Source organism: Mesorhizobium sp. M0830, assembly GCF_040319965.1.
In the GTDB taxonomy this organism is placed as follows: domain Bacteria; phylum Pseudomonadota; class Alphaproteobacteria; order Rhizobiales; family Rhizobiaceae; genus Mesorhizobium.
The window spans coordinates 35,536-48,561 of record NZ_JAMYOR010000052.1; the positions used below are offsets into that span (position 1 = coordinate 35,536).

The window sequence follows — 13,026 nt, forward strand, 5'->3', positions numbered from 1 at the left end:
TCCTTTTCTCGCTGCCGTTACTGGCGGAAGGGGAAGTTGAAGGCCTTGAGCAATGCCCTGGCTTCGTCGTCCGTCTTCGCAGTCGTACAAACGATGACGTCCATGCCCCAGATCTGATCAACCTTGTCGTAGTTGATCTCCGGGAACACGATGTGTTCCTTGATGCCCATGGCGTAGTTGCCACGGCCATCGAAGCTCTTCGGATTCAGTCCGCGGAAGTCGCGGACGCGCGGCAGTGCGATGTTCACGAGGCGGTCGAGGAACTCGTACATGCGTTCCTTGCGCAGCGTGACCTTGGCGCCGATCGGCATCTTCTCGCGGACCTTGAAGCCGGCGATCGAGTTGCGGGCGCGGGTGACGACGGCCTTCTGCCCGGCGATCATCGCCAGGTCCTCGGCCGCGATCGAAGGCTTCTTCGAATCCGCGGTCGCTTCGCCAACGCCCATGTTCAGCACGATCTTGTCGATGCGGGGAACCTGCATCTCGTTGTCGTAGCCGAACTGTTCCTGCAGCGCCTTGCGGATGGTCTCGTTGTAGACCTGCTTCAGGCGTGGCGTGTTCTGGGCCTTGGACTGTTTGCTTTCAGCCTTGGGCTTCGTGGTTTGAGCCTTAGCCATTGATGACTTCTCCCGAGCGCTTGGCGACGCGCACCTTCTTGCCGTCCTTCTGGAAGATGAAACCGACGCGGGTCGGCTTGCCATCCTTGGGGTCGGCCAGCGCGATGTTCGACAGCTGGATCGGCGCTTCCTTGGTGATGATCCCGCCCTCTTGGGACTGGGACTGCTTCTGGTGACGACGGATCATGTTGACGCCGCGCACCAGCGCGGTGTCTTCCTTCGGCTGTACCGAGAGGACTTCGCCCGAACGGCCCTTGTCCTTGCCGGCCAGCACGACGACCTTGTCGCCTTTTCTAATCTTTTGCATTGGTCCGGCTCCTTACAGCACTTCAGGCGCGAGCGAGATGATCTTCATGTGGTTCTTGGCGCGGAGTTCGCGCGGAACCGGTCCGAAGATACGCGTGCCGATCGGCTCTTTCTTGTTGTCGACGAGAACGGCCGCGTTCTTGTCGAAACGGATCACGCTGCCGTCCGGGCGGCGGATGTCCTTGGCCGTGCGAACCACGACCGCCTTCATCACATCGCCCTTCTTCACGCGGCCGCGCGGGATGGCTTCCTTGATCGACACCACGATGATGTCGCCCACGGAAGCGTATTTCCGCTTCGAGCCGCCCAGCACCTTGATGCACATGACACGACGGGCGCCGGAATTATCCGCGACGTCGAGGTTTGTTTGCATCTGAATCATGACTGGCCGCCTTCTTCTTTTCTAACGGGATGGGCTCAAAGCCCCTCCCCGGTCTGTCCAAAATTCGTTGTTTACGCCCGAGGTCAGGCTTGGTCCGAAGACACGACGATCCAGCGCTTGTCCTTGGAAATCGGCTTCGATTCCTGGATGAACACCTGATCGCCAACCTTGTGGGCATTGTTCTCGTCGTGCGCCTTGTACTTCTTGGTCATGCGCACGGTCTTCTTCATCACGGGATGCGTGAAGCGCCGTTCGACCTTGACGACAACCGTCTTCTCGTTCTTGTCGCTGACGACGGTGCCCTGCAGAATGCGCTTTGGCATGGTTTTCGTCCTTAAGCCTTCTTAGCCGCGGACTTTTCCGCAGCGATGGTCTTGATACGCGCAATGTCCTTACGGACCTGTCTCACGCGCGCGGTCTTCTCAAGCTGGCCGGTGGCCTTCTGGAAGCGCAGGTTGAACTGCTCCTTCTTCAGGCTGGCCAGTTCGTCGGTCAGCTGGTCCTGGGTCTTGGTCCGGATGTCTTCGGCTTTCATGATCAGCCCGTCCTTATTCTGCGATGCGCTGCACGAAGCGCGTCTTGACCGAGAGCTTGGCCGCGCCGAGACGCAGTGCCTCACGGGCGGTTTCTTCATTGACGCCGTCGATCTCGAACATGATGCGGCCCGGCTTGACGCGCGCCGCCCAGTAGTCGACCGCGCCCTTGCCCTTACCCATGCGGACTTCGGTCGGCTTCGAAGTGACCGGCACGTCCGGGAAAATACGGATCCAGACGCGACCAGCGCGCTTCATTTCACGCGTGATCGCGCGGCGTGCCGCCTCGATCTCGCGCGCGGTAACGCGGTTCGGCTCAAGCGCCTTCAGCCCGAAACCGCCGAAATCCAGATTGGTGCCGCCCTTTGCGGTACCATGGATACGGCCCTTGAACTGCTTGCGGAACTTTGTGCGCTTTGGCTGCAGCATCGTTCTAACTCCAAATTCCTAAATGTCTCAGGCGTTTTCGCGACGACGACCGCGTTCGCGATCACCACCACCGCCATGCGCAGCGTCGCCTTCGGTCGCACGACGCTCCGAAGCCATCGGGTCGTGCTCGAGGATCTCGCCCTTGAACACCCAGACCTTGACGCCGCAGATGCCATAAGCGGTGTGCGCTTCGGCAGTGCCGTAGTCGACGTCCGCACGAAGCGTATGCAGCGGCACGCGGCCTTCGCGATACCATTCCATGCGCGCAATCTCGGCGCCGCCGAGACGGCCGGCACAGTTGATGCGAATGCCTTCGGCACCGAGGCGCATGGCCGACTGAACAGCACGCTTCATAGCGCGGCGGAACGCGATACGACGCTCAAGCTGCTGGGCGATCGACTGGGCGACCAGGGTCGCGTCGATTTCCGGCTTGCGCACTTCAACGATGTTGAGGTGCGTCTCGGACTTCGTCATCTCCATCAGCTTCTTGCGAAGCTTCTCGATGTCGGCGCCCTTCTTGCCGATGATCAGACCCGGGCGCGCGGCATGGATGGTGACGCGGCACTTCTTGTGCGGACGCTCGATCACGACCTTCGAGATGGCAGCCTGCTTGAGCTCCTTCTCGAGATACTTGCGGATCTTGATGTCCTCATGCAGCAGCTTGCCGTACTCGCCGGTGTTCGCGAACCAGCGCGAATCCCAGGTGCGGTTGATGCCGAGGCGAAGACCGATCGGATTGACTTTCTGGCCCATTATGCGGCCTCCCCTTTTTCTTCGACTTCACGAACGACGATCGTGAGGTGCGAGAACGGCTTCTCGATACGGCTGGCGCGACCACGGCCACGGGCATGGAACCGCTTCATGACGATCGACTTGCCGACATAGGCTTCCGCCACGATCAGTGCATCGACATCCAGGTCGTGGTTGTTTTCCGCGTTGGCGATTGCCGATTCCAGCGTCTTCTTGACCGTGCCGGAAATCCGCTTGGCCGAGAATTCGAGATCGGAAAGCGCTGTCGCGACCTTCTTGCCGCGGATCAGCGCGGCAACCAGGTTCAGCTTCTGCGGGCTGATACGGATCGTGCGCAACACGGCGCGCGCTTCGTTATCAGCAAGCCTGCGCGGAGCTTTGGCCTTGCCCATGATTATTTCCTCTTCGCCTTCTTATCCGCGCCGTGACCGTAATAGGTCCGGGTCGGAGCGAATTCACCGAACTTGTGACCGACCATGTCCTCGTTCACCGAGACGGGAACATGCTTCTGGCCGTTGTAGACACCGAAGGTGAAGCCGACGAACTGCGGCAGGATGGTGGAGCGACGGCTCCACATCTTGATCACCTCATTGCGACCACCTTCACGAACCTTGTCCACCTTCTTGAGAAGGTAGCCGTCAATGAAGGGGCCTTTCCAAATCGAACGAGTCACTTGGCGTTACCTCTTCTTAGCTCTTGCGCTGATGGCGCGAGCGCAGGATGAACTTGTCGGTCGCCTTGTTGGACCGCGTCTTCTTGCCCTTGGTCGGCTTGCCCCAAGGCGAAACCGGATGGCGGCCACCCGAAGTGCGGCCTTCGCCGCCGCCGTGCGGATGGTCGACCGGGTTCATGGTCACGCCGCGATTGTGCGGACGCTTGCCACGCCAGACCGTGCGACCGGCCTTGCCGTCATTGATGTTGCCGTGGTCCGGATTGGACACGGCGCCGACAGTGGCCATGCAGGAGCCGTGAACGACACGCTGCTCGCCCGAGTTGAGGCGCAGGATCGCCATGCCCTGGTCACGACCGACCAGCTGACCATACCCACCGGCCGAACGGGCGACCTGAGCGCCCTTGCCCGGCTTCAGCTCGATGTTGTGGACGATGGTGCCGACCGGCATCGAAGCCAGCGGCATCGCATTGCCCGGCTTCACGTCGACCGCTTCGCCGGAGACGATCTTGTCGCCGGGAGCCAGACGCTGCGGAGCGATGATGTAGGACAGCTCGCCATCGTCATACTTGATCAGCGCGATGAAGGCGGTGCGGTTCGGATCGTATTCGATGCGCTCGACCGTGCCGACAACGTCGAACTTGCGGCGCTTGAAGTCGATGATGCGGTACGAACGCTTGTGGCCACCGCCGATGAAGCGGGCGGTGATGCGGCCGTGGTTGTTGCGGCCGCCCGACTTGGTCAGGCCTTCGGTCAGACCCTTGACGGGCTTGCCCTTGTAAAGGCCGGAGCGGTCGACGATGACCAGCTGACGGGTGCTGGGCGTTACCGGGTTGAATTTTTTCAGTGCCATGTTTGTTGTCCTCGCGGCCTTGCTCAGAGACCCGTCGCGACGTCGATCGACTGGCCATCTGCCAGCGTCACGATCGCCTTCTTGACGTCGCTCTGGCGGCCAACCGTGCCACGGAAGCGCTTGATCTTGCCCTTGCGGACAAGCGTGTTCACGGCCATCACCTTGACGCCGAACAGCGCTTCGACGGCGGCCTTGATTTCCGGCTTCGACGCCTTCTTGGCGACGTTGAAGACGACCTGGTTCTGCTCGGAGGCCATGGTCGACTTTTCGGTGATCGCCGGCGAGACGATCACGTCATAATGACGAAGGTCGGTCATTTAAAGCGCTCCTCGAGAGCCTCGACGGCGGCCTTCGAAAGGACCAGCGTGCCGCGGCGCAGAATGTCGTAGACGTTGATGCCCTGGATGGGCAGCACGTCGATGTTGGGGATGTTCGTCGCCGCCAGCTTGAAATTCTTGTCAAGCTCGGCGCCGCCGATCAGCAGGGCGTTGGTCAGGCCCAGCGTCGCGAAATTCGCGATCAGCGCCTTCGTCTTGGCCTCGGTCAGCTTCAGCTCGTCAATGATGATGATCGACGCGCTCTTGGCCTTGGCCGAGAGAGCATGCTTCAGGCCGAGAGCGCGAACCTTCTTCGGCAGTTCGTGCTCGTGGCTGCGAACGACCGGCCCGTGGGCCTTGCCGCCGCCGCGGAATTGCGGAGCGCGTGCCGAATGGTGGCGGGCGCGGCCCGTACCCTTCTGCTTGTACATCTTGGCGCCGGTGCGCGCGATCTCGGCGCGGCCCTTGGCCTTGTGCGTGCCCTGCTGCTTCTTGGCGAGCTGCCAGCGCACGACGCGCTGCAGGATGTCCTCGCGCGGATCAAGGCCGAAAATCTCCTCGGAGAGTTTCACCTTGCCGGCGTCCTTGCCGCCAAGCGTTGTGATCTTGAGATCCATTATTCCGCTCCCTCTGTGGCCGGAGCCTCGTTCTTAGCAGCTGCCGCAACGGCGCGGATCGCGGCGGGCTTCGGCGCATTGGCCGGCAGTGCCACCTTGGCCGCATCGCGGACCAGGATCCAGGCGCCCTTCGATCCGGGAACCGCACCGCGGATCAGGATCAGGCCGCGGTCGGCATCGGTCGAGACGATCTCGACATTCTGCGTGGTGACGCGGGTGTCGCCCATGTGGCCAGCCATATGCTTGCCCTTGAACACCTTGCCCGGGTCCTGGCGCTGGCCGGTCGAACCGTGCGTACGGTGCGAGACCGAGTTACCGTGCGTCGCGCGGCCACCACCCATGTGGTGGCGCTTGATGACGCCCTGGAAACCCTTGCCGATCGTCGTGCCCGTCACATCGACCTTCTGGCCGGCGACGAAGTGCTCGACGGTGATCTCGGCGCCGACGTCGATCATGTTGTCGGCGGAGACGCGGAACTCGGCGACCTTCGCCTTCGGCTCGACGGAAGCGGTCGCGAAATGGCCGCGCATCGCCTTCGACGTGTTCTTCACCTTGGCAAGGCCAACGCCGAGCTGAACGGCGGTGTAGCCATTCTTCTCTTGCGTGCGCTGGGCCACGACCTGGCAGTTCTCCATCTGGAGAACGGTGACGGGAACATGTTCCCCGGCATCGTTGTAGATGCGGGTCATTCCCACCTTCTTTGCAATCACACCTGAACGCATCGGTTCAATTCCTTTAGAGTTCCGGGCCAGGGGCACCGCCCCTTACCGCGCTCTCATTCCCTTAGAGCTTGATCTCGACGTCGACACCGGCGGCCAGATCGAGCTTCATCAAAGCATCGACCGTCTGCGGGGTCGGATCGACGATGTCGAGCAGACGCTTGTGCGTGCGCATCTCGAACTGCTCGCGGCTCTTCTTGTCGACGTGAGGCGACCGGTTGACCGTAAACTTTTCGATCCGCGTCGGCAGCGGAATGGGGCCGCGGACGTTGGCACCGGTGCGCTTGGCCGTCGACACGATTTCCTTCGTCGACGCGTCGAGCACGCGGTGGTCAAACGCCTTCAGGCGGATGCGGATATTCTGTCCGTTCATGCGTCACTTCCTTGTTCTGGCGCGGCGCGGGCAGCGCCCGCGACAGATCGGTTTAAGTCCAAATTACTCTTTGATGGTGACGACGATGCCGGCACCGACGGTGCGGCCGCCTTCACGGATGGCGAAGCGCAGCTTCTCTTCCATGGCGATCGGCACGATCAGCTCGACATCGACGGTGATGTTGTCGCCCGGCATCACCATCTCGGTGCCTTCCGGCAGCGACACGATGCCGGTCACGTCGGTCGTGCGGAAATAGAACTGCGGACGGTAGTTGGTGAAGAACGGCGTGTGACGGCCACCTTCGTCCTTGGTCAGGATGTAGGCTTCGGCCACGAACTTCTTGTGCGGCTTGACCGTACCCGGCTTGGCCAGGACCTGGCCGCGCTCGACACCTTCACGGTCGACGCCGCGCAGCAGCGCGCCGATGTTGTCGCCGGCCTGGCCCTGGTCGAGCAGCTTGCGGAACATCTCGACGCCGGTGCAGGTCGTCTTGGTCGTCGGACGGATGCCGATGATCTCGAGTTCCTCGCCGACCTTGACCACGCCGCGCTCGACGCGGCCGGTGACGACCGTGCCACGGCCCGAGATCGAGAACACGTCCTCGATCGGCATCAGGAACGGCTTGTCGAGCGGACGAACTGGCGTCGGGATATAGGCATCGACCGCAGCCATCAGCTCGCGGATCGCGTCCTCGCCGATCTTCTTGTCCGAATCTTCAAGAGCCGCCAGCGCCGAACCCTTGACGATCGGAATGTCGTCGCCGGGGAACTCGTTCTTGGTCAGAAGCTCGCGCACCTCGAGCTCGACCAGTTCGAGCAGCTCGGCGTCGTCGACCTGGTCGACCTTGTTCAAGAACACCACGATCGACGGCACGCCGACCTGACGGGCAAGCAGGATGTGCTCGCGGGTCTGCGGCATCGGGCCGTCGGCGGCCGACACGACCAGGATCGCGCCGTCCATCTGCGCCGCACCGGTGATCATGTTCTTCACATAGTCGGCGTGGCCGGGGCAGTCGACGTGAGCGTAGTGGCGGTTGGCCGTCTCGTATTCGACGTGCGCCGTCGAGATCGTGATGCCGCGCGCCTTTTCCTCAGGCGCAGCGTCGATCTGGTCGTAGCGCTTGTACTCGCCAAAATACTTGGTGATCGCCGCCGTCAGCGACGTCTTGCCATGGTCGACGTGGCCAATCGTGCCGATGTTCACGTGAGGCTTGTTACGCTCGAATTTACCTTTGGCCATAATCGTTCTCCGTCTATTCTACCCGCTTGGGGGAAATTGTTATTCGCTCTTCAGATCCGGATCGCGCAAGGGAGGCGACGCCGGCGGCTAAGGAACCCTTACGCGTATTTCTTCTGGACTTCCTGAGCCACCGCCGTGGGGACCGGCTCGTAGTGATCGAACTGCATCGTGTAGGCCGCACGGCCCTGGCTCATCGAGCGCAGGTTGTCGACATACTTGAACATGTTGGCGAGCGGCACCATCGCGTTGATGACCACAGCCACGCCACGTGCTTCCTGGCCCTGGATCTGGCCGCGACGGCCATTCAGATCGCCGATGACGCTGCCGACGTAGTCTTCCGGCGTCACCACTTCGACCTTCATGATCGGCTCGAGCAGCTGCACGCCAAGCTTGGGTGCGGCTTCGCGGAAGCAGGCGCGGCCGGCGATTTCGAAGGCGAGGACGCTGGAGTCGACATCGTGGTAGGCGCCATCGATCAGCGTCGCCTTGACGCCGATCATCGGGAAGCCCGCGAACGGACCCGAGGTCATGACGCTGTTGATGCCCTTTTCGACACCGGGGATGTATTCCTTCGGCACGGCGCCGCCGACGATCTTGGTCTCGAACTCGAATTCGCTGCTGTCCGGGTTCGGCTCGAAGACGATCTTGACGCGGGCGAATTGACCGGTACCGCCGGTCTGCTTCTTGTGCGTGTAATCCTGCTCGTGCCTGCGGGTGATCGTCTCGCGATAGGCCACCTGCGGCGCGCCGACATTGGCCTCGACCTTGAACTCGCGACGCATGCGGTCGACGATGATGTCGAGGTGAAGTTCACCCATGCCGGAGATGATGGTCTGGCCGCTTTCCTCGTCGGTCTTGACGCGGAAGGACGGATCCTCGGCGGCCAGGCGGTGAAGGGCGAGGCCCATCTTTTCCTGGTCGTTCTTGGTCTTCGGCTCGATCGCGATCTGGATGACCGGATCGGGGAATTCCATGCGCTCGAGGATGACAGGATGCAGCGGATCGCTGAGCGTGTCGCCGGTGGTCGTGTCCTTGAGACCGGCCAGAGCCACGATGTCGCCGGCAAAAGCCTCTTCGACGTCGGCGCGCGAATTCGCATGCATCTGCAGCATGCGGCCGATGCGCTCCTTCTTGCCCTTCACGGTGTTGTCGACCGAGATGCCCTTGGTGAGCTTGCCCGAATAGATGCGGGCAAAGGTCAGCGAACCGACGAACGGGTCGTTCATGATCTTGAAGGCGAGCATCGACAGCGGCTCGTTGTCGTCGGCGTGACGCTCGATCTCGGCGTCGGTCTTGGCATCGACGCCCTTGATGGCCGGAACATCGGCCGGCGACGGCAGATATTCGACGACGGCGTCGAGCAGCGGCTGCACGCCCTTGTTCTTGAAGGCTGAGCCACAGAACATCGGGTAGAACTTCACCGCGATGGTGCCCTTGCGGATCAGCGCGCGGATTTCGTCATTCGACGGCATCTTGCCTTCGAGGTAATTCTCAAGCGCCGTCTCGTCCATTTCGACGGCGGCCTCGATCATCTTCTCGCGGTATTCCTCGGCACGAGCCTTGAGGTCGTCCGGGATCTCGACGACATCCCAGGCGGCGCCCAGCGTCTCGTCGCGCCAGACCAGCGCGTTCATCTCGACGAGGTCGACAACGCCCTTGAACTCGGTCTCGGCGCCGATAGGCAGCTGCATGACGACGGCGTGAGCACCAAGGCGCGAACCGATCATCTCGACCGAGCGATAGAAGTCGGCGCCGATCTTGTCCATCTTGTTGCAGAAGATCATGCGCGGAACGCGGTACTTGTCGGCCTGACGCCAGACAGTTTCCGTCTGCGGCTCAACACCGGCATTGGCATCGAGCAACGCGATAGCGCCGTCGAGAACGCGCAGCGAACGCTCGACTTCGATGGTGAAGTCGACGTGGCCGGGAGTGTCGATGATGTTGAAGCGGTGCATCTTGCCGTCACGAGCCTTCCAGAAGGTCGTGGTCGCGGCGGACGTGATGGTGATGCCGCGCTCCTGCTCCTGCTCCATCCAATCCATGGTGGCAGCACCGTCGTGGACTTCGCCGATCTTGTGCGACTTGCCCGTATAATAGAGGACGCGCTCGGTGGTCGTCGTCTTGCCGGCGTCAATATGCGCCATGATACCGAAATTGCGGTAGTCTTCGATTTTGTATTCGCGGGCCATCGTAGCTGCCTCTCAGTCTCGTTCGCGCTTTACCAGCGGTAGTGCGCGAAAGCGCGGTTGGCTTCAGCCATCTTGTGGGTGTCTTCACGCTTCTTGACGGCGGTGCCGCGGTTGTTGGCCGCGTCCATCAGCTCGCCGGAGAGGCGGTCGACCATCGTGGTCTCGTTGCGGTTGCGGGCCGCGGCGATCAGCCAGCGAATGGCCAATGCCTGGCGGCGCTCGGGGCGCACGTCGACCGGAACCTGGTAGGTGGCGCCGCCGACACGACGCGAACGCACTTCCACATGCGGCGCGACATTGTCGAGTGCCTGATGGAAGACCGTGACCGGCTCCTGCTTGGTCTTCGACTGAACCTGGTCGAGTGCGCCATAGACGATGGTCTCGGCAACCGACTTCTTACCGTCATACATGACGGCGTTCATGAACTTGGTGACGATCAGATCGCCGAACTTCGGGTCCGGATTGATCTCACGCTTTTCTGCACTGTGACGACGCGACATGGCTTTTGTCTCTCAATCTCATAGCCCGACGCACTCAAGCAGCGCCAAGGCCGGAAAATCTTACTTCGAGCGCCTTACTTCGGGCGCTTGGCGCCGTACTTCGAACGGCGCTGCTTGCGGTTCTTCACACCCTGCGTGTCGAGCACGCCGCGGATGATGTGGTAGCGAACGCCCGGAAGATCCTTGACGCGACCGCCGCGGATCATGACCACGGAGTGTTCCTGAAGGTTGTGGCCTTCGCCGGGGATGTACCCGATCACTTCAAAACCATTGGTCAGGCGGATCTTGGCCACCTTGCGCAGCGCCGAGTTCGGCTTCTTCGGCGTCGTTGTATAGACGCGCGTGCAGACGCCCCGCTTCTGCGGGTTCTGCTGCATGGCCGGGACCTTGTTGCGCTTCACCGGCGCAATGCGCGGCTTGCGGATCAGCTGGTTGACGGTAGGCATTAAACCCTCTTGTCTCTCAATTCCGTGTCTCGCCCGGTCAGGGCCGCTCAAAGCGTCATTTCCATACGCAAATTCGGGCCACAAACCGCGCCTCGCGGTCTTGCCCGAACAAATCGCAGAGGAAGCGGAAGCCGCTTCGTGCACGCCGGAAATGTCTTTTCGCTCGTAAAACGAACCCTGTTTGAGGCAAACTCCAAAGCGTGTCGCTTCGGAAGGGAGAGCCTCACATCGGTTCTGACTGGGCGGCTTCTACTCGTAAGACCGCGAACCGTCAAGCCCGAAGCGCCAAATATTGCGCGCCAATCAAGGCTCGGCAGCCATGCGAAAAACGCATGTAATTTTCTTTCGCAATTTTGCAAGGGCGAGGAAGAAAGTGCCAAGCCTTAGCAAAGTGAACGGCTTTGCGCTGTTGCGCGGCTCTTCTTCATGCGAAAAGGCCGCATGAGCAGTCACAACCCCCTCGCCCGCCCACATATCGCCAAGAGGAATCGGCCCGTGAACGACAACGAAGAACGCCCGGTCACCATCATCACCGGCCGGGTGTGGAAGAAAAAGGGCGGCAAACCGGAAGGCGTCCACGTCATGCTGGTCGCGCCCGACGACGATTCGGCGGTGCGCCGGGCACTCGAATCGCTTGCCGCGGAAGGCTACGCCGAGGCCGAGCTCGACCAGATCGGCGACATGGACGGCGTGCCCGACGAAGAGCCGCATCTTTCCGCCTTCCAGGGCGCGCTCGAAGGCGAAGTGTCGATCGTCACCTTCGACGTGCCGATCTGAACCCAGGCCTCGGCCCAGCTTTCGAATCGGTTGCCGAGGCGAATCGGCTATCTAGGCTTCCTGGCCGACGAACGCCGGCGCTCAGATCGAGGAAGACTGAGGTTGGTCTGTCGGCTTGCCCGGGGCAAGTGTTCTGATAAGAAGCCATCACCATCATTCAACAGACGGAGCGGCCGTGTCCCAGCCCATCAACATAGGCATCGTCGGCGTCGGCAAGATCGTCCGCGACCAACACCTGCCGGCCCTGGCGAAAGACAAGAACTATCGCCTGGTCGCTGCTGCCAGCCGGCACGGCAAGGTGGAAAACATCCCGAATTTCCCCGATATCGAAGCGATGCTCGACGCCGTACCCGAGCTCGAGGCCGTCTCGCTCTGCATGCCGCCGCAGTTCCGCTACGACGCTGCGCGCACGGCGCTGATGGCGAAGAAGCATGTCTTCCTGGAAAAGCCGCCTGGCGCCACGGTCAGCGAAGTCGAGAACCTCAAGGCATTGGCCGCGCAGAACGGCGTCTCGCTGTTCGCCAGCTGGCACTCGCGCTATGCACCGGCGGTCGAGGCCGCTCGCGCCTTCCTGAACTCGACCAAAATCAAGTCGGCCACCATCAACTGGAAGGAAGACGTGCGCCGCTGGCACCCGAACCAGGAATGGATCTGGGCCCCCGGCGGCTTTGGCGTCTTCGATCCCGGCATCAACGCGCTGTCAATTGCCACTCACATCCTGCCGCCGATGTTCATCACTTCGGCGGCGCTCGATTTTCCCGAAAACCGCGCATCCCCGGTTGCCGCACACGTCACATTCCGCACCTCGAACGGGTTGCCGGTGACGATGGACCTCGACTGGCTGCAGACGGGCCCGCAAAGCTGGGACATCCTGGCCGAGACCGACAAGGGCGCGATGGTGCTTTCAGGCGGCGGTTCGAAGCTCGCCGTCGACGGCAAGGTGGTTCATGACGAGCCGGAGGCCGAGTACCCGATGCTCTACCGACGATTCGCCGAGATCGTGCGCGCCGGCATCTCCGATGTCGATCTGGCCCCGCTCCAGCATGTCGCCGATGCCTTCATGCTCGGCAAGCGCAACGTGGTCGAAGCGTTCTTCGACTGATTTGTGCACGCGACGGGATCGCGGACTTGGCTTGAATGCATGCTCGTGCCAGGTCGACCCCCACTCCGTCTCGGCTACGCCGAGCCACCTCTCCCCCGATCGACGGGGTAGAGGAAGGGGCGCTAGAGCGGAATGAATTGAGGCTGAATCGGCGTGGGATTCCCTTAGGCGTGCAAATCTGATTCAACCTTCATGCTGGGCAAGGAG

Annotated in this window: 20 protein-coding genes; 2 read left to right on the plus strand and 18 right to left on the minus strand. The window is 61.8% G+C overall.

All coding sequences use genetic code 11. The annotated features are described in order from the left end of the window. Window positions 1–17: 17 nt before the first annotated feature. From rplE to rpsL, 18 genes are all read right to left on the minus strand, one after another. The gene (gene rplE, locus NKI20_RS25250) at window positions 18–617 is read right to left on the minus strand and encodes a 50S ribosomal protein L5 (protein WP_013531429.1); all 600 of its coding nucleotides are present in this window, start codon (window positions 615–617) and stop codon (window positions 18–20) included. After that, window positions 610–924, minus strand: a complete 315-nt coding sequence (rplX, locus tag NKI20_RS25255) for a 50S ribosomal protein L24 (RefSeq protein WP_013531428.1) — start codon at window positions 922–924, stop codon at window positions 610–612. Before rplX ends, rplE begins: the two co-directional genes overlap by 8 nt. A gap of 12 nt (window positions 925–936) precedes the next feature. Then, the gene (rplN, locus tag NKI20_RS25260) at window positions 937–1,305 is read right to left on the minus strand and encodes a 50S ribosomal protein L14 (RefSeq protein WP_006205457.1); all 369 of its coding nucleotides are present in this window, start codon (window positions 1,303–1,305) and stop codon (window positions 937–939) included. 83 nt (window positions 1,306–1,388) lie between these two features. Continuing rightward, window positions 1,389–1,628: a 30S ribosomal protein S17 gene (rpsQ, locus tag NKI20_RS25265; RefSeq protein WP_010909280.1), complete on the minus strand. Its 240-nt coding sequence runs from the start codon at window positions 1,626–1,628 to the stop codon at window positions 1,389–1,391. A gap of 11 nt (window positions 1,629–1,639) precedes the next feature. Then, complete coding sequence (gene rpmC / locus NKI20_RS25270) at window positions 1,640–1,840, minus strand: 50S ribosomal protein L29 (RefSeq protein WP_023799289.1); 201 nt, start codon at window positions 1,838–1,840, stop codon at window positions 1,640–1,642. 13 nt (window positions 1,841–1,853) lie between these two features. Continuing rightward, complete coding sequence (gene rplP, locus NKI20_RS25275; RefSeq protein WP_013531427.1) at window positions 1,854–2,267, minus strand: 50S ribosomal protein L16; 414 nt, start codon at window positions 2,265–2,267, stop codon at window positions 1,854–1,856. A gap of 27 nt (window positions 2,268–2,294) precedes the next feature. Next, window positions 2,295–3,020, minus strand: a complete 726-nt coding sequence (rpsC, locus tag NKI20_RS25280; protein WP_023672753.1) for a 30S ribosomal protein S3 — start codon at window positions 3,018–3,020, stop codon at window positions 2,295–2,297. Beyond that, window positions 3,020–3,409: a 50S ribosomal protein L22 gene (rplV, locus tag NKI20_RS25285; protein ID WP_006205462.1), complete on the minus strand. Its 390-nt coding sequence runs from the start codon at window positions 3,407–3,409 to the stop codon at window positions 3,020–3,022. The genes rpsC and rplV overlap by 1 nt, the downstream gene beginning before the upstream one ends. Before the next feature lie 2 nt (window positions 3,410–3,411). Then, window positions 3,412–3,690, minus strand: a complete 279-nt coding sequence (rpsS, locus tag NKI20_RS25290) for a 30S ribosomal protein S19 (RefSeq protein ID WP_006205463.1) — start codon at window positions 3,688–3,690, stop codon at window positions 3,412–3,414. A 16-nt stretch (window positions 3,691–3,706) separates the two neighbouring features. Next, window positions 3,707–4,540 (minus strand): 50S ribosomal protein L2, encoded by an 834-nt coding sequence (gene rplB / locus NKI20_RS25295; protein ID WP_027026960.1) that lies wholly within the window; start codon window positions 4,538–4,540, stop codon window positions 3,707–3,709. A 23-nt stretch (window positions 4,541–4,563) separates the two neighbouring features. Then, window positions 4,564–4,857, minus strand: coding sequence for a 50S ribosomal protein L23 (locus NKI20_RS25300; RefSeq protein ID WP_023757976.1), 294 nt, complete (start codon window positions 4,855–4,857; stop codon window positions 4,564–4,566). Further along, window positions 4,854–5,474 carry a 50S ribosomal protein L4 gene (gene rplD / locus NKI20_RS25305; protein ID WP_023757977.1) on the minus strand — a complete coding sequence of 207 codons (621 nt, stop codon included), beginning with the start codon at window positions 5,472–5,474 and terminating at the stop codon, window positions 4,854–4,856. Before rplD ends, NKI20_RS25300 begins: the two co-directional genes overlap by 4 nt. After that, window positions 5,474–6,196 carry a 50S ribosomal protein L3 gene (gene rplC, locus NKI20_RS25310; protein WP_023757978.1) on the minus strand — a complete coding sequence of 241 codons (723 nt, stop codon included), beginning with the start codon at window positions 6,194–6,196 and terminating at the stop codon, window positions 5,474–5,476. The genes rplD and rplC overlap by 1 nt, the downstream gene beginning before the upstream one ends. A gap of 61 nt (window positions 6,197–6,257) precedes the next feature. Beyond that, window positions 6,258–6,566 carry a 30S ribosomal protein S10 gene (gene rpsJ, locus NKI20_RS25315; protein ID WP_010909272.1) on the minus strand — a complete coding sequence of 103 codons (309 nt, stop codon included), beginning with the start codon at window positions 6,564–6,566 and terminating at the stop codon, window positions 6,258–6,260. Window positions 6,567–6,629: 63 nt separating this feature from the next. Further along, window positions 6,630–7,805: an elongation factor Tu gene (gene tuf, locus NKI20_RS25320; RefSeq protein ID WP_013531404.1), complete on the minus strand. Its 1,176-nt coding sequence runs from the start codon at window positions 7,803–7,805 to the stop codon at window positions 6,630–6,632. 98 nt (window positions 7,806–7,903) lie between these two features. Continuing rightward, window positions 7,904–9,994, minus strand: coding sequence for an elongation factor G (fusA, locus tag NKI20_RS25325; RefSeq protein WP_023762913.1), 2,091 nt, complete (start codon window positions 9,992–9,994; stop codon window positions 7,904–7,906). Window positions 9,995–10,023: 29 nt separating this feature from the next. Further along, window positions 10,024–10,494, minus strand: a complete 471-nt coding sequence (gene rpsG / locus NKI20_RS25330) for a 30S ribosomal protein S7 (protein WP_008875664.1) — start codon at window positions 10,492–10,494, stop codon at window positions 10,024–10,026. Window positions 10,495–10,568: 74 nt separating this feature from the next. Continuing rightward, window positions 10,569–10,940, minus strand: coding sequence for a 30S ribosomal protein S12 (rpsL, locus tag NKI20_RS25335; protein WP_006333356.1), 372 nt, complete (start codon window positions 10,938–10,940; stop codon window positions 10,569–10,571). 495 nt (window positions 10,941–11,435) lie between these two features. On the opposite strand from rpsL, the gene NKI20_RS25340 reads away from it, so the two are divergent. Both NKI20_RS25340 and NKI20_RS25345 read left to right on the plus strand, forming a co-directional pair. Then, on the plus strand, window positions 11,436–11,717 hold the full coding sequence (locus tag NKI20_RS25340; protein ID WP_023762912.1) for a transcriptional regulator: 282 nt from the start codon (window positions 11,436–11,438) through the stop codon (window positions 11,715–11,717). Window positions 11,718–11,892: 175 nt separating this feature from the next. Then, window positions 11,893–12,819 carry a Gfo/Idh/MocA family protein gene (locus tag NKI20_RS25345; protein WP_352835438.1) on the plus strand — a complete coding sequence of 309 codons (927 nt, stop codon included), beginning with the start codon at window positions 11,893–11,895 and terminating at the stop codon, window positions 12,817–12,819. The last annotated feature ends 207 nt before the right edge of the window (window positions 12,820–13,026 follow it).

Coding starts and splice junctions, on each gene's coding strand:
- rplE (WP_013531429.1), bottom strand. CDS start 617: ATGGCTAAGGCTCAAACCACGAAGCCCAAGGCTGAAAGCAAACAGTCC.
- rplX (WP_013531428.1), bottom strand. CDS start 924: ATGCAAAAGATTAGAAAAGGCGACAAGGTCGTCGTGCTGGCCGGCAAG.
- rplN (WP_006205457.1), bottom strand. CDS start 1,305: ATGATTCAGATGCAAACAAACCTCGACGTCGCGGATAATTCCGGCGCC.
- rpsQ (WP_010909280.1), bottom strand. CDS start 1,628: ATGCCAAAGCGCATTCTGCAGGGCACCGTCGTCAGCGACAAGAACGAG.
- rpmC (WP_023799289.1), bottom strand. CDS start 1,840: ATGAAAGCCGAAGACATCCGGACCAAGACCCAGGACCAGCTGACCGAC.
- rplP (WP_013531427.1), bottom strand. CDS start 2,267: ATGCTGCAGCCAAAGCGCACAAAGTTCCGCAAGCAGTTCAAGGGCCGT.
- rpsC (WP_023672753.1), bottom strand. CDS start 3,020: ATGGGCCAGAAAGTCAATCCGATCGGTCTTCGCCTCGGCATCAACCGC.
- rplV (WP_006205462.1), bottom strand. CDS start 3,409: ATGGGCAAGGCCAAAGCTCCGCGCAGGCTTGCTGATAACGAAGCGCGC.
- rplB (WP_027026960.1), bottom strand. CDS start 4,540: ATGGCACTGAAAAAATTCAACCCGGTAACGCCCAGCACCCGTCAGCTG.
- NKI20_RS25300 (WP_023757976.1), bottom strand. CDS start 4,857: ATGACCGACCTTCGTCATTATGACGTGATCGTCTCGCCGGCGATCACC.
- rplD (WP_023757977.1), bottom strand. CDS start 5,474: ATGGATCTCAAGATCACAACGCTTGGCGGCAAGGACGCCGGCAAGGTG.
- rplC (WP_023757978.1), bottom strand. CDS start 6,196: ATGCGTTCAGGTGTGATTGCAAAGAAGGTGGGAATGACCCGCATCTAC.
- rpsJ (WP_010909272.1), bottom strand. CDS start 6,566: ATGAACGGACAGAATATCCGCATCCGCCTGAAGGCGTTTGACCACCGC.
- tuf (WP_013531404.1), bottom strand. CDS start 7,805: ATGGCCAAAGGTAAATTCGAGCGTAACAAGCCTCACGTGAACATCGGC.
- fusA (WP_023762913.1), bottom strand. CDS start 9,994: ATGGCCCGCGAATACAAAATCGAAGACTACCGCAATTTCGGTATCATG.
- rpsG (WP_008875664.1), bottom strand. CDS start 10,494: ATGTCGCGTCGTCACAGTGCAGAAAAGCGTGAGATCAATCCGGACCCG.
- rpsL (WP_006333356.1), bottom strand. CDS start 10,940: ATGCCTACCGTCAACCAGCTGATCCGCAAGCCGCGCATTGCGCCGGTG.